Annotated in this window: 18 protein-coding genes and 1 riboswitch; of the genes, 17 read left to right on the forward strand and 1 reads right to left on the reverse strand. The window is 42.3% G+C overall.

The genetic code is table 11. From position 1 onward, the window contains the following. Nucleotides 1-50: 50 nt before the first annotated feature. The 14 genes from typA to BM049_RS00915 all read left to right on the forward strand — a co-directional run bounded on the left by typA (nt 51) and on the right by BM049_RS00915 (nt 15,365). The gene (typA, locus tag BM049_RS00850) at nt 51-1,880 is read left to right on the forward strand and encodes a translational GTPase TypA (RefSeq protein WP_091527891.1); all 1,830 of its coding nucleotides are present in this window, start codon (nt 51-53) and stop codon (nt 1,878-1,880) included. A 114-nt stretch (nt 1,881-1,994) separates the two neighbouring features. Further along, on the forward strand, nt 1,995-2,261 hold the full coding sequence (locus BM049_RS00855) for a DUF1507 family protein (protein ID WP_091527893.1): 267 nt from the start codon (nt 1,995-1,997) through the stop codon (nt 2,259-2,261). An 82-nt stretch (nt 2,262-2,343) separates the two neighbouring features. Then, on the forward strand, nt 2,344-2,652 hold the full coding sequence (locus tag BM049_RS00860) for a YlbG family protein (protein ID WP_177188542.1): 309 nt from the start codon (nt 2,344-2,346) through the stop codon (nt 2,650-2,652). A 19-nt stretch (nt 2,653-2,671) separates the two neighbouring features. Further along, nucleotides 2,672-3,232, forward strand: coding sequence for a 16S rRNA (guanine(966)-N(2))-methyltransferase RsmD (gene rsmD / locus BM049_RS00865; RefSeq protein WP_091527896.1), 561 nt, complete (start codon nt 2,672-2,674; stop codon nt 3,230-3,232). Next, on the forward strand, nt 3,229-3,729 hold the full coding sequence (gene coaD / locus BM049_RS00870) for a pantetheine-phosphate adenylyltransferase (RefSeq protein WP_091527898.1): 501 nt from the start codon (nt 3,229-3,231) through the stop codon (nt 3,727-3,729). The genes rsmD and coaD overlap by 4 nt, the downstream gene beginning before the upstream one ends. Then, complete coding sequence (locus tag BM049_RS00875) at nt 3,726-4,760, forward strand: SepM family pheromone-processing serine protease (protein WP_091527899.1); 1,035 nt, start codon at nt 3,726-3,728, stop codon at nt 4,758-4,760. The genes coaD and BM049_RS00875 overlap by 4 nt, the downstream gene beginning before the upstream one ends. Before the next feature lie 441 nt (nt 4,761-5,201). Further along, complete coding sequence (locus tag BM049_RS00880) at nt 5,202-5,864, forward strand: helix-hairpin-helix domain-containing protein (RefSeq protein WP_091527901.1); 663 nt, start codon at nt 5,202-5,204, stop codon at nt 5,862-5,864. Between the two features lie 117 nt (nt 5,865-5,981). Further along, nucleotides 5,982-8,330 (forward strand): DNA internalization-related competence protein ComEC/Rec2, encoded by a 2,349-nt coding sequence (locus BM049_RS00885; protein ID WP_091527902.1) that lies wholly within the window; start codon nt 5,982-5,984, stop codon nt 8,328-8,330. Between the two features lie 10 nt (nt 8,331-8,340). After that, on the forward strand, nt 8,341-9,372 hold the full coding sequence (holA, locus tag BM049_RS00890; RefSeq protein ID WP_091527904.1) for a DNA polymerase III subunit delta: 1,032 nt from the start codon (nt 8,341-8,343) through the stop codon (nt 9,370-9,372). A gap of 157 nt (nt 9,373-9,529) precedes the next feature. Next, complete coding sequence (gene rpsT / locus BM049_RS00895; RefSeq protein ID WP_091527905.1) at nt 9,530-9,784, forward strand: 30S ribosomal protein S20; 255 nt, start codon at nt 9,530-9,532, stop codon at nt 9,782-9,784. Nucleotides 9,785-9,875: 91 nt separating this feature from the next. Further along, nucleotides 9,876-11,864, forward strand: a complete 1,989-nt coding sequence (gene uvrB / locus BM049_RS00900; protein WP_091527907.1) for an excinuclease ABC subunit UvrB — start codon at nt 9,876-9,878, stop codon at nt 11,862-11,864. A gap of 160 nt (nt 11,865-12,024) precedes the next feature. Then, entirely contained in the window at nt 12,025-12,294 is a 270-nt protein-coding gene (gene rpsO / locus BM049_RS00905; RefSeq protein WP_091527908.1) for a 30S ribosomal protein S15, read from the forward strand. Between the two features lie 216 nt (nt 12,295-12,510). Beyond that, nucleotides 12,511-14,631: a polyribonucleotide nucleotidyltransferase gene (pnp, locus tag BM049_RS00910; protein ID WP_091527910.1), complete on the forward strand. Its 2,121-nt coding sequence runs from the start codon at nt 12,511-12,513 to the stop codon at nt 14,629-14,631. 113 nt (nt 14,632-14,744) lie between these two features. Further along, entirely contained in the window at nt 14,745-15,365 is a 621-nt protein-coding gene (locus tag BM049_RS00915) for a TraX family protein (RefSeq protein WP_091527911.1), read from the forward strand. Between the two features lie 50 nt (nt 15,366-15,415). On the opposite strand, the gene BM049_RS00920 is transcribed toward BM049_RS00915, so the two are convergent. Next, a complete protein-coding gene (locus BM049_RS00920) occupies nt 15,416-16,396 on the reverse strand; it encodes a biotin--[acetyl-CoA-carboxylase] ligase (RefSeq protein WP_177188543.1) in 981 nt (326 codons plus the stop codon). A 308-nt stretch (nt 16,397-16,704) separates the two neighbouring features. Between BM049_RS00920 and BM049_RS00925 the strand changes: the two genes are divergently transcribed. The 3 genes from BM049_RS00925 to cls all read left to right on the forward strand — a co-directional run bounded on the left by BM049_RS00925 (nt 16,705) and on the right by cls (nt 20,698). Continuing rightward, the gene (locus tag BM049_RS00925; protein WP_091527915.1) at nt 16,705-18,387 is read left to right on the forward strand and encodes a ribonuclease J; all 1,683 of its coding nucleotides are present in this window, start codon (nt 16,705-16,707) and stop codon (nt 18,385-18,387) included. Between the two features lie 17 nt (nt 18,388-18,404). Further along, nucleotides 18,405-18,511: riboswitch (TPP riboswitch) on the forward strand. Nucleotides 18,512-18,591: 80 nt separating this feature from the next. Further along, a complete protein-coding gene (thiT, locus tag BM049_RS00930) occupies nt 18,592-19,155 on the forward strand; it encodes an energy-coupled thiamine transporter ThiT (RefSeq protein ID WP_091527916.1) in 564 nt (187 codons plus the stop codon). Nucleotides 19,156-19,243: 88 nt separating this feature from the next. After that, nucleotides 19,244-20,698 carry a cardiolipin synthase gene (cls, locus tag BM049_RS00935; RefSeq protein WP_091527918.1) on the forward strand — a complete coding sequence of 485 codons (1,455 nt, stop codon included), beginning with the start codon at nt 19,244-19,246 and terminating at the stop codon, nt 20,696-20,698. Nucleotides 20,699-20,860 lie beyond the last annotated feature (162 nt).

The following is a 20,860-nucleotide window of genomic DNA, read 5'->3' on the forward strand; positions in this document are numbered from 1 at the left end:
AACGACAACAGATAAATTAGATTCTAAGGTAATGAATTTGGAGGAATAAAATGAACAGAAGAGATGATATAAGAAATATTGCAATTATAGCTCACGTTGACCATGGTAAAACGACGCTGGTCGATGAGTTACTGAAGCAGTCTGACACATTGGATGCTCACGGCGAATTAGGTGAGAGAGCCATGGACTCTAACGATTTGGAAAAAGAACGTGGCATTACGATCTTGGCTAAGAACACAGCTGTTAGATATAAGGACCACAACATCAACATCCTGGATACACCAGGACACGCAGACTTCGGTGGTGAAGTTGAACGTATCATGAAAATGGTGGACGGTGTCATTCTTGTCGTAGATGCCTACGAAGGAACCATGCCTCAAACACGTTTTGTTTTGAAAAAAGCACTTGAAATGAAATTGAGACCGATCGTGGTTGTCAATAAAATCGATAAAGATACAGCCAGACCGGCAGAAGTGGTTGACGAAGTCGTTGATCTGCTTATTGAATTAGACGCTGATGAAGATCAGCTGGAATTCCCGGTCATCTATGCTTCAGCTATTAACGGAACGAGCAGTCTTTCTGATGAGCTTGCAGATCAGCAGGACACGATGGAACCTGTTTTCGAAAGTATTTTGAAAGAAGTTCCTGCTCCAGTGGATAACAGTGATGAACCTTTACAATTCCAAGTATCCTTGCTGGATTACAATGATTACGTTGGAAGAATCGGTATCGGCCGAGTATTTAGAGGGAAGATCAAGGTAGGAGACAATGTTACATTAAGTAAATTGGACGGCTCCACTAAGAATTTCCGTGTCACTAAGCTTTTTGGTTTCTTTGGACTGGATCGTGTAGAGATACAGGAAGCCAAAGCAGGCGATCTGATCGCTGTTTCAGGATTTGAAGACATCTTCGTTGGAGAAACGGTTACACCGGCTGACCATGTAGATCCGTTACCTATCCTGCATATCGATGAGCCAACTTTACAGATGACTTTCCTGGTCAACAACTCACCTTTTGCAGGTCGAGAAGGTAAATGGGTCACATCAAGAAAGATCGAAGAACGTCTGATGATGCAGCTGCAGACCGATGTATCGCTGCGCGTAGAACAGACTGAGTCTCCTGATGCCTGGATCGTATCTGGACGAGGTGAACTTCACCTATCTATCCTGATCGAAAACTTGCGTCGTGAGGGCTATGAGCTACAGGTATCTAAACCGGAAGTTATCATCAAAGAGATAGACGGTGTCAAATGTGAACCGTTTGAACGTGTTCAAATCGATACGCCTGAAGAATATATGGGCTCGATCATTGAGAACTTGAGTCAGCGAAAAGGCGAAATGCAGGATATGATCCATACTGGTAACGGCCAAGTTCGTCTGATCTTCCTTGCTCCTGCTCGTGGTTTGATCGGTTTCACCAATGAATTCTTATCTTTAACACGTGGCTATGGAATCATGAACCATACGTTTGATCAATACCTGCCGTTGATCCAAGGAAAAACAGGTGAACGTCGTCATGGTGCTTTGGTATCTATGGAAAATGGTGTAGCTACAACTTATAGCATCATGAATCTTGAAGATCGGGGCGTTATCTTTGTAGAGCCTGGTACAGAGGTCTATGAAGGAATGATCGTGGGTCAGCATAACAGAGATAATGATATTGCAGTGAACGTGACTAAAGAAAAGCAGAAAACCAATGTCCGTTCAGCGAATAAAGATCAGACTAACGTAATCAAGCGTCCGCGTATCATGACACTTGAAGAATCACTGGAGTTCCTGGCTGAGGATGAATATTGTGAAGTAACACCTGAGTCTATTCGATTAAGAAAGAAAATTTTAAATAAAAATGAACGTGAGAAAGCAGCAAAACGTTCACTTTAAATTCTTAAGTTTGGACAGAATCGTAACTCATTTCTTTTATATTTCCAATTCAGTACAGTTATGATATACTTGTAAAAAGAAAGCTATGGGAATAGTTTGAGGAAGGATATGCTTATGGATCAATTACAGATCGCTCTTGCTAAAGACGTTTTAAATGAAGATGCTAAAAAAATAGCTTCTTTGATTGAAAATCAGCAGCATCTATGTGTATCTTGCCCGGCTTTTGAAGAAGTCATTGACACTCAAATGTTTGGTTTCTCAAAAAAGGTTGAGTTTGCAATCGCTATGGGCATGATGGATGAAGAAGAAGGCCATTTGATGTTGAGTTCTTTAGAAAAACATTTAAATGATTTATACACAGACGCTTTTAATTCCAACTAAAAAGATTTAAGCACTTTAAAAGTCCCTCTCGTGTAGAGGGACTTTTTTGTTATAATGAAAAAAACAGAAGAAGGTGAAGTATTTGGAACAGGAAAAAAGCTCCAGAGCCGGATTAGTCGTCTGGCTATATACAACAAAATATGTCAATAAATTAAAACGTTACGGTCTGGTCCACTACGTTTCTAAAAATATGAATTATGCGATCATTTATGTGGACCGCAAGGATATGGATTCGATCGCCGGCACGATCGCCAAGCAGCACTTTGTCAGAAAAGTTGAAGAGTCTTATCGCTGTGACATCCCTAATACATTTGACGGCATCCTGGATGAAGTCGCAGCCTTGTCAAAAACAGATGAGAAAGATAACATGATGAACAGTATGTATAAATAATGGTGAAGGATGATCGTGCATGAGAATTATTTCAGGAGAATACGGTGGCAGAAGACTTAAAGCTGTTCCCGGTCAAAATACCCGTCCTACAACGGATAAAGTCAAAGAGTCCTTATTCCATATGATCGGCCCGTACTTCGATGGTGGCAGGGCTTTAGACCTGTATGCCGGGAGTGGGGCGCTTGGAATAGAAGCTGTTTCAAGAGGAATAAACAAAGCTTATCTTGTTGATCATAACCATCAGGCGATCAAGACGATCAACGAGAATATTGCTGTAACAAAAGAGCCGGATAAATTTATTATCTGGAAGAAAAAAGATACTCAAGCTCTGGAGAGTTTAAGGCAGCTGGATGTGACGTTCGATCTTGTCCTTCTCGACCCTCCGTATGGCAGTCAAGAACTGGAACAGATAGTGAAGAAGCTCGTTGATTATCAGTTGTTGAATGATCAGGCCATTATAGTGTGTGAAACAGACAAAGATGTGTCACTCACTATCGATGATCCGTCACTAAGCTTCATAAAAGATAAAACGTATGGAACGACACGACTTTCTCTCTATGAGAAGGTGACGAATGCATGAAAAGAGCACTATATGTAGGAAGTTTTGATCCATTGACTTATGGACATCTAAATATACTTGAAAGAGCTGCACGATTAGTGGACGAGTTGATTGTCGTAGTGAGCGCAAGTACGGCAAAAAATTATTTGTTCTCTGAAGAAGAAAGACTCTCAATGGTTAGAGAGAGTTTGCAGGACAGAAAGATTGAAAACTGCCGGGTCATTGCCCACGATGGACTGACTGTTAAACTGGCAAGAGAAAAAAATGCCAGACTTCTTATTCGGGGGATCCGTTCAGTGAAAGATTTTGAGTATGAGCGTGACATAGCTGACCTTAACTCACTGCAGGATCAAGGAGTTGAAACAGTTTGTCTTATTTCTGACCCAAAATATCAGTCCATCAGTTCAACTATGGTGAAAGAGATCGCTTATTATGAGGGAGATGTGCAGCATCTCGTTCCCGGCGGTGTAGCGAAACAATTGAAAAAAGTTATGGCAAAGGCGGGTAAAGAGGAGTGAACAAGAAAAGCTTAGTATTAAAAACGTTACTGTTGGGGCTGGCGGTTTATCTGTTGTTTTTTCTGCCTGTTCCATACTTTATCGAACGGCCGGGCAGTGCTGTAGTTATCAACGATAAAGTTGAGGTGAATGGGCAAACGGATGATTCAGAGAGCGAGTATATGCTCACCACTATTGAGGTCTTTAGGGCCACTCCATTCTCAGCATTATTTCAGTTTTTACCTTATCATTCCGTGGTGAGTGAAGCCGATTTACTTGGAAGTTACGAAAATTATGATGACTATCGGATGCTGCAGCAGTATTACATGGATTATTCCATTGACACAGCTAAAGCAGCGGCATTCAATGCCGCTGATCTGCCTTATGAAATAGAGTATGAAGGGGTTTACGTCATGTCGGTGTCTCCTGAATCCAACTTCTATGGAAAGCTGGAGATGGGAGACAGTATTTCTGAAATCAATGGTGAATCTTTTGAAAATACAGACGAATTTATAAACAAAGTGAGCCGGCAGTCGGTGGGGGATCAGATGACTCTCACAGTTGTCAGCGACGGAGAGACAAGCGAAGTCAGCGGGGATCTGATTCTTATTGAGGAAACTGGAAATCCTGGAATCGGCATAACACTCGTGACGCAATCTTCTGTCACGACTTCTCCAGAGGTTTCAATAGATGCCGGAAATATCGGTGGACCATCAGCTGGACTCATGTTTTCGCTGCAGGTGTATAAAATGCTTGTTGAGGATTTTGACAGTGATCTGGTTGTTGCTGGGACAGGCACCATTGCTGAAAATGGTGACGTTGGCCGCATCGGTGGTGTTGATAAGAAAGTCGTAGCTGCTCATGAAGAAGGTGCGGAAATTTTCTTTGCTCCTGAAGATGAAATAGACAGTCAGATACTGGAAGACTTCCCTGACCTGCAGTCGAATTATGAAACAGCACTTGAAGCGGCGGAAGACATCAATACAGATATGCAAATCGTCCCCGTTGACCATATCAGCGATGCTATTGATTATCTGAATAATATTGATTAAACAAAAGGAAGAAGCAGGGATAATTTGATCCTGCTTCTTCCTTTTGTTTTACAATCCTTTTTGTGCAAGTAATCAAGCTGAAGTATTTGTATCGGTGTTTATTTAACTCAACAACAGCCTGATATGCTTATGAAGTACGCAGTCTTTAGATGGGGTAGTCCACGGGATTTAGCTCCTGGCTTGCCGATATAGGCCTCGCATTAATTACTTCGCAGAAAATATAATCAGTATATGTCGATATAATCGCTGTGACAGTTAGTTCGAAAATCTACTTCGCTCAGTTTACCGCTGTATGCAATGTCTAGAGATCAAATAGATATAGTATTCCTAAGCAATCAGTCAATCACTCTGTAAAAATATAAAATGGAGAAAATTGTTTAGTGAGTTTTTATTTCTTTGGACAATATAATAGGTGAGGAGTTGGAGGAGGGATTGGAAAAAATGGACCAGATCAGATATTTGAAGGAAATAAGTATAGGGATTCTCGTTATGGGGATTTTTTTCATTGGTTATTTCGGTATGTCAAGAGACCCTGATGAAGGGGAGAATATGGAAGATACTGTCACATTGGAGACATTGATCGACGATCCTTCTCAAACGACTGAGGATGAGGAAGGAGGGGATGATGCCAAACTTCTGCATCAGGAGGAAAATTCACAGGAAGGAGGAATTTTGACTGTAGTCGTTGACGTTAAAGGTGCTGTTAAGTATCCGGGAGTTTTTTCTCTCGATTCAGACCAACGAGTTATCGATGCAGTAGAGGCTGCAGGAGGTCTGACAGAAGATGCTGATTCGAAGGGGATTAATTTTGCGCAGTTGCTGGAAGATGAGATGTATATCTATATACCGGAAACGGGCGAGGATACCACGCAATTATCCGATATTATTGAAAGGAATCTATCCAAAGAGACCGTTATCGACCTCAATTCAGCAGATGAAACAGAGCTGCTTCAGTTAGATGGCATTGGTCCAAGCAGAGCGGCTGATATTATAAAATATAGAGAGACGAACGGTCCATTCAAGTCAGTAGAAGAACTGAAGAATGTGACAGGAATAGGAGATAAAACGTTCGAACGAATCAAGGAAGAGATAAAAGCCAATTAAATGGCATGATTTTGATATTTTGATAAGACTGGTGGCTTAAACTATGAACAGCGGAAAAATGAGCAGTAGAAAAATTCAGGTATTCAAAAATAACAGTATAAGTAACAAGTCATCTAGATGTTTACAGGAAAACTGATTTTTATTGCTCTGTCTCTATTACCTGTTGCAGCAGGCCTAAGTAATGGATATACACTGCCGGTGTTTGTAGTATCGGCTTTTCTCTGGCAGAGAGTGCTCAGTCAAAAGAACCGTCTCCTTCTGATCGTCTCGATTTTAGTAACTCTATTGTTCGGTCTGAGATTCACTTACTTCTATCCGACAGGAGTTTCCTTAACATTGTCTGAAAATGAATGGATAAATGTGGCCGTTAAAGAAACCACCTGGAAAGTTGACGGAGATAAATTAGAATTTGAAGGCCTGATCCGGCAGGACAGCGTTCGGGAAAAAGTCAGAGTGACCTATTACATTAAGAGCGAACGTGAAAAAAAGAGACTAGCTGCGTCGATTCCTCATAATGCCGTCATCAAAGGGGTTCTGTCGGTAGCTGAGGAACCTTCAAACTTTAACCAGTTTAACTACCAGACGTACCTGAAAAGTAAAAATATTTTTAGTATACTAAGAGCTTCTGAGCTTTTTATACGAGAAAACGATCAGAAAGAGCCGAGAAATGTGTATGTATTCGATTCGTTCAGACAAGTCATACTATCGCATCTTGACCGTACACTGACACCGAAGACGAGCGCTTATACCAAGACCCTCCTGTTTGCAGATAAACGCTCATTCTCTAATGACATAATGGATTCCTTTAAAGAATTAGGGATCGTTCATCTGCTGAGTATTTCTGGGCTGCATGTCGTTTTCCTGATTGATATGATACGCTATACGCTTTTGAGCATGAAAGTAACCAAAGAGGACACAGATTCAAGTCTTTTAATGATCCTGCCGTTTTATGGCATAGCGACAGGTTTCGGCGTGAGCGTCTTCAGAGCTGTAGGTCAGGCATGGATAAAACTGTTAGGTGATAAACTCAATCTGACAGTGACGGCATTAGACAGCTGGTCAATGATGCTGATCCTGACTCTTTTTATTCAGCCGTACAGTCTGTATATGATCGGTTTTCAACTAAGCTATCTCATAAGTTTTATTATCATCATACTGACACATCAGTCTTTCTTTAAACACTTGGCTAAAATGCAGAGGTACATCGTCATGAATCTGCTTCTGCTTATCTCTTCCATACCAGTATTAACTTATCATTTCTACGAATTTTCCTGGGGTGTTCTGGTTTTGAACAGTTTATTCATTCCTTTAGTGGGTAGTCTGCTATTGCCGCTGCTTGTAGTCAGTCTATTGCTCTCATTTTTGATTCCCCGTTCAATTATATTTGAATCTATTTTATTTATACTGGATAGGCTGATAGCCGCCTTGGAAAATATTGTCAGTCAGGCTACATCGGAACTGACTTTTACTTTCATTACGGGAAGACTCTCACAGCCAGCCTATTTTCTGCTGGCTTTATTCATTATAGTCTTACTAATAATGATCGAAAGAAAAAAGCAAAAACGATTTCTTGCTTTTCCAGTCATCGGTATAATCATGTGTATACTCTCTGTCAGGTTTTCCCCTGCAGGACAGGTATTAATGATCGATGTGGGTCAGGGTGAAGCTATCTTGATAAAAGAACCTTGGGGGCGAGGGAATTATCTCATTGATACCGGAGGACAAGCAGAGTTTCCGATCGAAGAATGGCAAAAAAGGGAAAAAATGTTTAATGTGGGTGAAAACATCATCCTTCCTGTGCTAAAATCAGAAGGAGTACATAAACTGGAGTCCATTATCATTACTCATCCGGATATAGACCATTATGGCGCGATGATGGATATTATCAGTCAAATGCACACAGAACAAGTGGTGTCCGCTAAGGCTACCTTCCTGGAGGAAAACTTTCAGCGTCTGCTTCCTTCTATCACCAAATATGGTGCTGCAATAAAAAAAGCAGTTGAGGGAAGCGGCGCCTATCTTCCTGAAAACACATTCTCGGTCTTGTCTAATGAAGAAGTGGCAGGGACTTCAAAAAATGACAGTTCTTTGGTTTTATATGGTTTGATCGGCAGGAAAACGTGGCTCTTAACGGGCGACTTGGAGACTGAAGGCGAAAAAGTCCTGCTGGAAAAATATCCAAATATGACTGTAGATGTTTTGAAAGTGGCCCATCATGGAAGTCAGACGTCCACGCATGATGCCTTATTAAATCAGCTTAGACCAGATACAGCTTGGATATCCGCAGGTAAAACAAACCGATACGGGCATCCGCATACTAGTGTAGTTGAAAAGCTTACTGACAGGAATATCCGCATACATCGGACGGATATGGATGGAGCAGTAAGATATAGATTCACTGACGAGTACCCCATTACAAATATGAACAGTTATCTGTTTTCTTTTGAACATAAAAGAGGACAATGAGGAGAATGAGATGAAAACAGTATTGAAACAGATCGATAAAATTAAAAAAGGTCAGCTGAAACCTGTATACGCTGTTACAGGTACAGAAAGGATGCTGATAGAAGAAGTGACAACTTCTTTAACCGATACGATCCGGTCCGGTCAGGAAGACGACATGAATATTATGCATTTTGACCTCAACGAAACCAGTATAGATGATGTGATATATGAGGCCGAAAGTTTTCCTTTTTTTGGGGGGCAGAAGCTCATCTTCATCCATTCAAGTTATATATTTACAGGGAAGAAAGTTTCGTCGGCTGTTAAACACACGCCGTCACTGGTGGAGAACTACTTGAAGGATCCGTCGGACTTCTCCATACTTGTCTTCATTGCGCCATATGATAAGCTGGATAAACGAAAGAAAGTGACTAAATCCCTGTTAAAATCTGCCGAAGTCATCGATGTGACTCCGGCATCTGACAAGGATACAGCTGATTATTTAAAAAATTACTGCGAAAAAAGCGGATACCATATGTCCAGAGAATCTTTGGAGCGACTGATGCAGTTAACTGATAGAAATTTGTCAAAAGCTAAAAACGAACTGGACAAGCTGATGGTATATCATATAGAAGATAAGGAAATCAGCATGGAGTCGATCGACAAACTGGTATCGAAATCGCTGGAGCAGAATATCTTTGAGTTGAATGAAAGGGTATTGAGGAAGAACATCAAACAGTCCATAGAGCTTTATCAGGATCTTTTGCATCAGAAGGAAGATCCCATTAAGATCCTGGCCTTGATGATCAGTCAGTTCAGGTTACTTCTTCAGGTAAAGATTCTGAGAACAAAGGGTTATCAGCAGGCGGATATTGCAGGAATCCTGAAGATCCACCCTTATCGTGTCAAGCTGGCGCTGCAGACTGAGAAAAGATTCAAACAGACGACCCTGTCGCAAGCGCATCGGTATCTGATCAGTGCAGATTACGAGATCAAAAGTGGGAAAGTGGATCCAGAGATGCAGATCGAACTCTTTATATGGAAATTTTCCACAATGACAGAGTAAACCTGAAATGAGAAAAAGTTTTCATTGAAAAAATAAGCCATGTGATGTAAAATGGAGAATGTTGAACTAATCAACTCACATGGTCTAGATAGTACTGTTTAATGACAGTAACCATTTAATTCCAACTATATGTTTACTAAATAAGGAGTGTTTTACAATGCCAAACATGGATCAAACGATTAAGCGTCAGAGACAAGATGTGAAAAAAAGAGAAAATAATCAAAGCCAAGTCACATCAATGAGATCAGCTAAGAAAAAATTCTTGAGTGCTGTTAATAACGATGCTGACAATGCAAAAGAATTATATGAAGATGCTGTTAAAGCAATCGATAAAGCTGCAACAAAAGGCTTGATTCACGAAAACAAAGCGGCACGCGACAAATCACGTTTAAGCAAAAAATTAGCTAAATAAGTATTGAAAGTATTCTCATGAGACGAAAAGTCTTCGGGAATACTTTTTTTATGATAAAATGATAGCGACTAGTTTACTAAGGAGTGTTAGAATGGCTGAGCAGGGGTTTAATTTAAAATCGCTATATAAACCAAGCGGCGACCAGCCCGAAGCAATCAGACAGCTTGTACAGGGCATCAAGGATGATCAGAAAGAACAGGTACTTCTTGGAGCCACAGGAACAGGCAAGACTTTTACAATGTCCAATGTTATCCAGCAGGTCAATAAACCAACGCTTGTGATGGCTCACAACAAGACGCTGGCCGGACAGTTGTATACCGAATTCAAAGAATTTTTCCCCGACAATGCGGTGGAATATTTCGTCAGTTATTATGACTACTATCAACCCGAAGCTTATGTTCCTTCAACAGACACCTTTATTGAGAAAGACGCCAGTATCAATGATGAGATAGACAAGCTGCGTCATTCTGCCACCAGCTCTCTGCTTGAAAGACGGGACGTCATCGTGGTGTCTTCTGTTTCGTGTATCTATGGGTTAGTTAACCCGAAAGATTATGAGGAACACGTTCTTTCTCTGCGATCAGGAATGGAAATCAGCAGAGAAGACTTATTGCGTCGACTGGTGGATATGCAGTTCGAACGGAATGATATCGACTTTCAGCGCGGACGATTTAGAGTGCGTGGCGATATCGTCGAAATATTCTTGGCATCAAGAGAGAGCGAAGCGATACGTGTCGAGTTTTTTGGAGATGAAATCGACAGGATCAGAGAAGTGGATGTTTTGACAGGAGAAGTCAAAGCAGACCTTGCTCATGCCGCGATTTTCCCGGCGACCCACTTCGTTTCAAATGATGAACAGACCCGATCGGCTATTGAATCGATCCAGGCTGAATTAAAGGGCAGACTGGAAGAGCTGCATAAAGAAAATAAACTGCTGGAAGCCCAGCGGCTTGAACAGCGCACCAATTATGATATTGAAATGCTGATGGAAATGGGTTACTGTTCCGGGATCGAAAACTATTCCAGACATCTCGATGGGCGTAAACCAGGGGAGGCACCATACACACTGCTGGACTTCTTTCCGAAAGACTCGCTTTTCATCATCGACGAGTCCCATATGACGATGCCGCAGATACGAGGGATGTATAATGGAGATAGAGCCAGAAAACAGCAGCTTATCGACCATGGATTCCGACTGCCGAGCGCCCTGGATAACCGCCCGCTGCGACTGGAAGAATTTGAAGAACGAGTCCCTCAGATCACTTACGTTTCAGCTACGCCGGCCGAATACGAAATAAGCCGCTCGAGCCAGGTCGTTGAACAGATCATCCGTCCGACAGGCCTCTTGGATCCAATCGTTGAAGTCAGACCGATCAAGGGACAGATCGATGATATCATTGAAGAAATAAACAAGCGTATCGAGAAGAACGAGCGGGTGTTCATCACGACCCTGACCAAAAAGATGTCAGAAGACTTGACCGATTATTTGAAAGAAGTGGGGATAAAGGTCCAGTATCTGCATAGTGATGTCAAGACGCTCGAACGGACTCAGATCATCCGTGATCTAAGAGTAGGGAAGTTCGATGTACTGATCGGGATCAATCTGCTGCGGGAAGGACTGGACGTGCCTGAAGTGTCTCTAGTCACCATCCTGGATGCAGACAAAGAGGGGTTCCTTAGAAGTTCTCGCGCACTGATACAGACTATAGGACGTGCGGCCCGTAACGAGAACGGAAAGGTCATCATGTACGCTGACCACATAACCGATTCCATGCGCAATGCGATTGACGAGACAGAAAGACGGCGTGCCATTCAGGAAGAATATAATGAAAAGCATGGCATTACGCCGACGACGATCAAGAAAGAAGTCAGGGACCTTATCAAGATCACGACGGCTGTGGATGAAGAGGAAAAAGATCTGTCAGAAGAAACGATCAAAAACTTGTCCAGAAGAGAAAGAATGGAACTCATTGAAACGATCGAACTTGAGATGAAAGAGGCAGCCAAGGATCTGAACTTTGAGAAGGCAGCTGATTTAAGGGATGTCGTCATGGAGCTGAAAACGAAATATATGAAATAAACTGTAGCTTCTTCTAAGTTTTAAAGGTATAATCCCTTGATTTTTCATCGATACTAGTGTACTCTTTAGAGTGTGCTGACGCACAGACCGTTACTTGGTTTGCCGCATCACCAGCGCTTACTCAGTAACAGGATTCATATTATGGAAAGAGGTGGAAAAAATGGCAGTTTCAAAAGAAAGAAAAACAGAAATCATTAATGAATATGCCCGTCACGAAGGAGACACTGGTTCTCCGGAGGTACAGATCGCAGTTTTAACTGCTGAAATTAATGAATTGAATGAACATGCAAAAACACACAAAAAAGATTTTCATTCAATGCGTGGACTAATGAAAAAAATTGGTCACCGTCGTAACCTGTTGGCTTATTTACGTAACAAAGACATCACGCGTTACCGTGAATTGATCCAAAGACTTGGTTTACGTCGTTAATTTATATCTTAAGCAGGGCTGCTTATTCATATAAGCGAAGTCATGTTTAATATTTATGATAAATACAGAGCGGGATTCTTTGGAATCTCGCTTTATTTATAAAAAAGATCAGGTTGCCTGTCATACTACTAACCAAACGTGATGAGTCTGAATCGTCAGAAATATGACGTTTGTTTAGTAGGTACGGCTTCCTGTCAAAATGAAGGAGAGAAATGAATGACTGAAAAAAAAGTTTTCACCACTGAGATCGGTGGACGAAAGTTAACTGTTGAAATCGGCCAGATGGCAAAACAGGCCAATGGGGCCGTTCTTGTCCGCTATGAAGACACTGTGGTTTTAACTGCTGCAGTAGCGAGCAAGAAAGCCAGCACCCTCCCGTTCTTCCCGCTGATGGTGAATTACGAAGAAAAAATGTATTCTGTCGGAAAGATACCTGGTGGATTCATTAAACGTGAGGGAAGACCATCTGAGAATGCCACATTGACTGCGCGTCTGATCGACAGACCGATCCGTCCAATGTTCGCCGAGGGTTTCCGTAACGAAGTGCAGGTCATGAATACCGTCCTGTCTGTCGACCCGGATAATTCTCCTGAAATGACAGCTATGTTCGGTTCATCACTGGCATTATGTGTATCTAATATCCCCTTCAATGGTCCTATTGCAGGCGTGAATGTCGGACGTATCGATGGCGAATTCATTATCAACCCGTCAGAAGAGCAAATGACAGAGTCGGATATCCAGCTTACTGTTGCCGGAACAAGAGATGCCATCAACATGGTTGAAAGTGGTGCGGACCAGGTAGCTGAAGAAGACATGCTGGAAGCTTTGCTGTTCGGACATGAAGCAATCAAAAAACTGGTTGCCTTTCAGGAAGAAGTCGTTGAAGCTGCAGGAAAAGAGAAGATGGACGTTACTTTACTGCTTCCCGATCAGGAATTAAAAAATGAAATCGTCAATGAATATAATGACAAGATGAAAGAAGCGATTCAGACGTTTGATAAGCAGGAACGTGCGGAAAAAACAGAAGCGCTTAAAAATGAAATCGTAGAGAAGTACGAAAGCGAATATATGGATGCCCCAGATTATGAAGCGGTCATCAAAGATGTTAAAACGATCATCAATGGCATGGAAAAAGATGAAGTGCGTCGTTTGATCACTGAAGAAAACACACGTCCGGACGGCCGTAAAGTGGATGAAATCAGACCGCTTGATTCTGAAGTAACGATACTGCCGCGTGTTCATGGTTCAGGTCTCTTTACCCGAGGTCAGACACAGGCATTGTCTGTTGCAACGCTTGCACCGCTGACGGAACATCAGCACATCGACGGCTTGAGCAGCGAAGACAGCAAACATTTCATGCATCACTATAACTTCCCGAACTACTCTGTCGGAGAAACCGGACCAGTCAGAGGTCCGGGTCGTCGAGAAATCGGTCACGGTGCTTTAGGCGAACGTGCCCTGCTTCCGATCATCCCAAGTGAAGAAGACTTCCCGTACACTATCCGTCTGGTTGCAGAAGTACTTGAATCCAATGGGTCGTCTTCTCAGGCAAGTATCTGTGCAGGTACGCTGGCTCTGATGGATGCAGGTGTACCGATCAAAGCCCCTGTTGGTGGTATTGCTATGGGACTTGTGATGGAGGGAGACAATTATACTGTCTTGACCGACATTCAGGGACTGGAGGACCACTTAGGCGACATGGACTTTAAAGTGGCTGGTACCCGTCAAGGGATCACTGCTCTGCAGATGGACATCAAAATCGAAGGGATCACGAAAGAGATCCTTGAAGAAGCATTGGTTCAAGCCAAAAAAGCCAGACTTGAGATCCTTGATAACCTGGAAGCCACTATCGACGCACCGCGTTCTGAGCTAAGCCAGTATGCGCCTAAGATCGAATCGATCAAGATCAAGCCTTCTCAAATCAAAGTCGTCATTGGCAAAGGTGGAGAAACCATCAATGGTATCATCGATGAAACGGGTGTTAAAATCGACATCGATGAAGAAGGGAACGTCTCGATCTACGGTCAGGATGCCGAAGCGATCAAACGTGCCATTACGATCATTGAGGAATTGACAGAAGAAGTCGAAGTCGGCAAAGTGTATTCTGGTACGGTCAAACGTATCGAGAACTTTGGTGCTTTCGTTGAAATCATTAAAGGAACAGACGGCTTAGTCCACGTATCTGAATTGTCAGACAAGTATATCAAAAATGTTTCTGACGTCATTTCTGTTGGAGACAAACTGGATGTTAAAGTAACAGAAATCGATAATCGCGGTCGAGTCAACTTATCGCGTAAAGCTGTATTAGCTGAACAAGGCGAAAAAGAAGAGAAGTAACTTTTGAAGCAGCCTGAAAAAGCATGTCTCCCGATAATACGGGGACATGCTTTTTGTTTTTACGGTTCTCTTACTATAAAGTATGATATAGAATAGAAAGTGAAGGCGGTAGTTTGAAATATGAAACAAAAGGAGCAGAGAGTGTGGATAAAACGTTCAGTCACAAGTTGAATACGATCAAATGGGTAGGGATAGTAACGATGACCATCGATCATATTGGGTACTTTTTACTACCAGAGCTGCTGTTATTACGTATCATCGGGCGTGTGGCTTTTCCCTGCTTTCTCTACAGTACGATAGAAGGAACAAAACGGACCCATCACTATGGCCGATACATATTACGGCTGGTCCTGCTTGGGATCTTATCTATGCCAGTCACTCCCAATACGGTCAACGTGCTTTTTTTACTAGCCTTATTTTCTTTATCGTTGAAGTTTAAAAAATATGCTCTGATTTTTAGTTTATTAAGTATATTTGCTGAATACAGCATTTATGGATTTTTATTCGGATGGAGTATATACTGGCTTAAAGAACACAACTGGCCGCAAGGGACCGGTCTTGCAGTAATGACACAGTATTTCGTAGGACTGTCGATTCAGATCTTTTCTCTTCTGGCACTGCCTCTGTTTATCATTGATAAAGGTCTTGAACTCCCCAAACTTCCAAGATATTTTTTCTATGCTTATTATCCGCTGCACCAGCTGGTATTGATACTTATCGTTTCAAGCCTTTAAAAATAAGGAGAGATAACCGCGAGGGGGCTGGCCGTGGTTTTTCTTTTCACTTAGACGTAATGATCATCTCCCCGAATGGATAAATCAGTAGAGGTGATGACTTCTGTTTTATTTGTATCGAGATAGGTCACGACGAGCCCGCCTGTTGAATCGATCGTTTTGATATAGGCTTTTCTTTTACGGTCCGTGTCTATGATCCAGTAATTTTTACCTATCAGGATAGACTGCTCCCGGCATACAGACAAAAAGGGCGCGGGACGCTGAGAGTTCAGAAAATCTACATAATATTTCTCAAAAAAAGTCAGGAAGCTGGCTACAAGCGTATTCGGATCGATCTCTCTGTTCGTTCCTTCTTTTAATGACGTTGCCTTACTCTGCAGTTCCTGTGGGATATTTTCCTGATCTACGTTTGTATTGATACCGATACCTATAATGATGCCTTCCAGAGAACTCCCGGAGAATTCAGTTTCTATTAAGATGCCGGCTATTTTCCTGCTGTTTAAAATAATGTCATTCGGCCATTTTATTTTCACATCACCCCAGTCATTCAGTGCTTTTATGAGAGCCGCAGCCGTCAGCTGGGTGAGCAGAGAGAGCCTTTCGAAAGGGCTGGCCGGTTTAAGTACGAGAGACATAGAAATGCTGGCACCTGCAGGAGATGTCCAGTTCCGGCCCAGCCGTCCTTTGCCGGCCGTCTGTTCGTGTGCAAGAATGACATCACCGTTTTTGAGATCACTCAGGTTTGCTTTTGCATAGGTGTTCGTTGAGTCCAGCCTGGCATGCAGCTGCACAGGTTTGCCTATGAAATCAGTATCCAGCAGTTTTGAAATGGCCGGAACTGAGAGGAGGGGATAAGCTAAATGAATAACATTGCCTTGTGCGCTGATCGGAAAATTTTTCTGCTGCAGTTCGTTGACAGCCTGCACCACGTGCGCCTGGTCCACCATTAACGCACGGGCCAGGTTCTCAAATGTAAGTGTTTTAGGATAGGCTATAGTCAGTGCATCGATAATATTCTGTTTAAAAGTCATATCTTTCAGTCTCCTTGGTTTTAACATCTAAAAAAAACAGTTTCAGTGATGATGGGGGATCATCTCTATTCTATCAGAATTATAAAGTCATTTGGAGAGAGCCGGATAAGACAAGGAGAGTTTCACGTGGTTATACTGACGTGGTTTTATATATTTGAAGAAGTGAAGAACTGAAATTGCCTCGGAGTATGAAAATGACCCTATCTATGCTATACTTTAAATACGAGTGTGAACGAACGGGCAATACATAGGTGAAAAAAACTATAAATAAAATAAGCTGAAAAAGCTTTTTAGAGGTGGAAAAAATAGTGAGTAATATAAAAATTATTCCTCTTGGAGGAGTAAGAGAAAATGGTAAAAACTTATACGTTGTGGAATCGGGAGAGGATATCTTCGTCCTTGACTGCGGACTGATTTATCCGGAAGACGAACTTTTCGGTATCGACGCCGTCATTCCTGATTTTAGTTATTTAGAAGAAAATAAAGACAGAATAGCCGGGGTGTTTCTGACACATGGCCACGAAGATGCTATCGGCGCACTGCCTTACTTCCTGGACTTATTTGAAGTTCCCGTATTCGGTTCAGAACTGACGATCGAACTGGCCAAGTTGTTTGTCAATGAGTCGAGTCTGAAACCTTCATTCAACGACTATCATGTTATTGATGAGAAAACGGAGATCGACTTTCATGGTACGCTGGTCAAGTTCTTCCGTACGACACACACCATTCCCGATTCCATGGGGATTGCCGTACAGACAGAAGAAGGTAATATCGTCTATACCGGGAACTTTAAGTTTGATCAGAGTGCCCAGGACATGTACAGCAGCGATCTGTCTCAAATTGCCGACTTGGGCAAGGAAGGTGTGCTGGCCCTGTTGAGTGACTCGGGCGAGGCAGAGAGTCCATATGAGAATGTTTCCGAGAAAAAGGTCCAGGAAGAAGTACTGGATACGTTCCAGAATGCCGAAGGCAGGATCATTGTAGCCGCTGTAGCCAGTAATATTCTGCGTATCCAGCAGGTGTTGAACGCGGCACATCGTTCTGATCGGAAAGTGTTCATCACCGGTAAGAACCTTGAAGCTATACTGGAAACAGCGATGAAACTGAATAAGTTGACATTGCCGGATGAGGACTTGATTGTTCCGGTCGAACAGATCGATAAATATGATGATGATCGTGTGCTTGTGCTTGAAACAGGAGCAGCGGGCGAACCGATCAAAACGCTTAACCGTATGGCGACAGGCAGTCACCCTCAAGTCAACATTAAAGAAGGCGACCTGATTTTTATTGCAACAAGCCCCTCCATTGCGATGGAAGTAATGGTGGCGGAAACTGAAAACCGAATCTACCGTGCGGGAGCTACCGTCAAGCAGATTTCAGATAACATGAAAGCATCCGGTCACGCCACACCCAATGACTTGCAGCTGATGATCAATCTGCTGAAACCGACCTATTTCATCCCTATTCAAGGTGAGTATAGAATGCTGGCCGCGCATGCCGATTTAGCGCATGAAACGGGGATCCCTTATCAGAACATCTTTATCCTGAGTAACGGAGATGTCGTCAGCTATAAAAAAAATAAAATGACTCAAAGTGGTCAGGTATCTGCTGATAATACACTGATCGATGGTATCGGCATCGGAGATATCGGTAATATCGTCCTGCGTGACAGACGTTTGTTGTCTGAAGATGGTATTTTTGTAGCTGTCGTGACGATCGACCGCAAAAAACAGAAGATCGTTTCTGATCCGCATATTGTTACCAGAGGCTTTGTCTTCGTGAAAGAAAGCCAGGATCTGATCGATGAGTCTTCAGATATCGTCAAAAACATCGTGAAGAAGAACCTTAAACACAATGACTTTGACTGGGGATCGATCAAGCATGATATTAGAGAAGCCCTGAATAGTCATTTATTCAAGAAAACCAAGAGACGTCCGATCATCCTTCCGGTCATCATGGAAGTCAATCAGAACAGACGCTTCAAACGGTAATCAAAAACTAAATAATCATACTGTACTAGGGGAGTCAATGACATTGGCTGAGAGTAAACTGCAAGTTTAGACCCTTTGAACCTGTACGTTAATGCGTGCGCAGGAAGAGTACTTGTTGTGAGAATAAAAGCTTCTGAGTATATATGCTCTATTATGCCTAAAGTCTCCTCCTAGTTCAGTTATAGACTATGGAGGAGATTTTTTATGCAAAACAGAAAACTGCGTATTTATTTGGAAGGTACTTTATTTGCGGCAATAGCTATGGTTCTATCATTTATTCCAACAGGTATCGGTTCATCATTCAGTGTATCCCTGGGTATGATCCCGCTGACGTTTTATGCTATCAGACGGGGCCTCGTGCCGGGCCTCTATGCCGGATTTCTGTGGGGGCTTCTGCATTTTGTCACCGGTTCAGTATACATGCTGAATATTTATCAGGTCATGATCGAATACACGCTGGCCTATGCTTTTGTGGGTCTGGCCGGCTTCTACAGTAGCGAGATATTGAAGAATATTTCTCTAAATAATCACAAAACAGTTCAGTTTTACATTTTAGTCGCTGTTTTTTTCGGAGCTTTGGGCCGCTATTTCTGGCATTTTGTCGCCGGCTGGATTTTTTGGGGCGATTATGCATTATGGGGAATGAGCGCCGTATTGTTTTCGCTCGTTATGAATGGTTTAAGTATGTTAGTGACGGCATTTGTGACGATGGTCGTCATGCTCATACTTTATAGAAATTCCCCTGTCCTCTTTCATCCCAAGAAATAAAAGTCCAAGTGTCTCTCTTTATTTCTAGACAGAGCGTGTAGAGCTAATGTACACTTAAAGAAATGAAGACTTTTAGAAGGAGTCAAGTATGGACATTATTTCTACACTATTTTGGATAGCTATCATATTAAATTCAGCATTAGCCATATTTACCGTCTTTCGTGAGAAAGAAAGAGATATTGCGGCGATTTGGGCCTGGCTGCTGGTGATCATCATGCTGCCTGGCTTTGGGTTCGTTATTTACTTGTTTTTAGGGCGAAAGATTTCAAAAGAAAAAATATTTGATATTCGATCTCAGGAACGTATCGGGATGGCGCAGTTGGTCGAGTCTCAGAAAAAGTTGATAGAGACAGAAAATCTTGATGTTCCGGAATCCAAATATCAGGACAAGACTTTCGAACTTATTCAGTTATTCCTGAATGGGAATGAGTCAGTGTTGACAAAAGGGAATGAAGTGAAACTGATAAATGACGGCCATGATAAGTTCGATCAGATGCTGGAAGATATCAGCAAAGCGAAAGATCATATTCACGTGACCTACTATATATTCCGAGGCGACGGCATCGGAAAGAAAGTGCTTAAAGCACTGGAAGACCGGGCTCAACAAGGTGTAAAGGTAAGAGTCCTTTATGACCCGGTCGGAGCAAGAGTGCTGGGCAAGCATTTCTTTGATAAGCTGCGTCGATACGGTGGGCAGGCAGAGCCTTTTTTTGGTTCGCGCTTTTTCCTGATCAATTTAAGACTGAATTATAGAAACCATAGAAAAATCGTGGTTATCGATGGGAAAATAGCTTATACTGGAGGATTCAATGTCGGGGATGATTATCTCGGGCTGTATGAAGAAATGGGATACTGGCGTGATACTCATTTAAGAATTGAGGGAAACGGAGTGCTTTCTCTGCAGACACGCTTTTTGATGGACTGGAATGCTTCCACAAAACAAAAAACGATCGAATATGAGGAAAGTTATTTTCCGTTTTCCGGCTTAAAAGGAGATACGGATTTGCAGATGGTTTCAAGTGGACCGGACAATGAGATGCATGCCATCAAAAAAGGATTCATAAAAATGATCAGTATGGCCAAAGAATCCGTCTACATTCAAACCCCTTATTTCATACCTGATGAAGCGTTGATGGAAACAATAAAAATAGCGATTCTGTCCGGTATCGATGTCAAGGTCATGCTTCCCAACAAGCCTGATCATCCTTTTATTTACCGTGCAACACTGAGTTATGCTTCGGAGCTTGTCAAGTATGGTGGAGAAGTTTACATCTATGATAAGGGTTTCCTGCATGCCAAGACGATCGTCATCGATAAGGAAATTCTGTCAGTAGGGACAGCTAATTTTGATATTAGAAGTTTTAAACTTAATTTCGAAGTCAATGCTTTCATATATGACAGGGAACTGGCACACAGTCAGGTTCAGCTCTTTAAAGAGGATGCCGCTCATTCATTTTTACTGACCGAAGAAATCGTCGATGACTACTCGAAGTGGGAACTGTTCAAACAGCAGTTCAGTCGTTTATTTTCACCCATACTATAACCAAATGAAATGACCAGTTTACCCTGCTGGTCGTTTTTTAATTCCACAGACCGGTCAGAAAATGACAAGTGATCTGAAACGACTGGGCAGAACATCCCCTCAAAGGGAAAAAATGCGGCTGGGGAAGACTGACAGGAAAAATGCTGGAGAAAGCAAACATAA

This window comes from Alkalibacterium subtropicum (genome assembly GCF_900112455.1).
In the GTDB taxonomy this organism is placed as follows: Bacteria; Bacillota; Bacilli; order Lactobacillales; family Carnobacteriaceae_A; genus Alkalibacterium; species Alkalibacterium subtropicum.

Excerpts from the sequence above, each read along its gene's own strand:
- BM049_RS00885 (WP_091527902.1), top strand. The coding sequence starts at position 5,982 with ATGTTTACAGGAAAACTGATTTTTATTGCTCTGTCTCTATTACCTGTT.
- BM049_RS00855 (WP_091527893.1), top strand. The coding sequence starts at position 1,995 with ATGGATCAATTACAGATCGCTCTTGCTAAAGACGTTTTAAATGAAGAT.
- thiT (WP_091527916.1), top strand. The coding sequence starts at position 18,592 with ATGCAAAACAGAAAACTGCGTATTTATTTGGAAGGTACTTTATTTGCG.
- uvrB (WP_091527907.1), top strand. The coding sequence starts at position 9,876 with ATGGCTGAGCAGGGGTTTAATTTAAAATCGCTATATAAACCAAGCGGC.
- rsmD (WP_091527896.1), top strand. The coding sequence starts at position 2,672 with ATGAGAATTATTTCAGGAGAATACGGTGGCAGAAGACTTAAAGCTGTT.
- BM049_RS00880 (WP_091527901.1), top strand. The coding sequence starts at position 5,202 with ATGGACCAGATCAGATATTTGAAGGAAATAAGTATAGGGATTCTCGTT.
- rpsT (WP_091527905.1), top strand. The coding sequence starts at position 9,530 with ATGCCAAACATGGATCAAACGATTAAGCGTCAGAGACAAGATGTGAAA.
- cls (WP_091527918.1), top strand. The coding sequence starts at position 19,244 with ATGGACATTATTTCTACACTATTTTGGATAGCTATCATATTAAATTCA.
- BM049_RS00920 (WP_177188543.1), bottom strand. The coding sequence starts at position 16,396 with ATGACTTTTAAACAGAATATTATCGATGCACTGACTATAGCCTATCCT.
- typA (WP_091527891.1), top strand. The coding sequence starts at position 51 with ATGAACAGAAGAGATGATATAAGAAATATTGCAATTATAGCTCACGTT.
- coaD (WP_091527898.1), top strand. The coding sequence starts at position 3,229 with ATGAAAAGAGCACTATATGTAGGAAGTTTTGATCCATTGACTTATGGA.
- rpsO (WP_091527908.1), top strand. The coding sequence starts at position 12,025 with ATGGCAGTTTCAAAAGAAAGAAAAACAGAAATCATTAATGAATATGCC.
- pnp (WP_091527910.1), top strand. The coding sequence starts at position 12,511 with ATGACTGAAAAAAAAGTTTTCACCACTGAGATCGGTGGACGAAAGTTA.
- holA (WP_091527904.1), top strand. The coding sequence starts at position 8,341 with ATGAAAACAGTATTGAAACAGATCGATAAAATTAAAAAAGGTCAGCTG.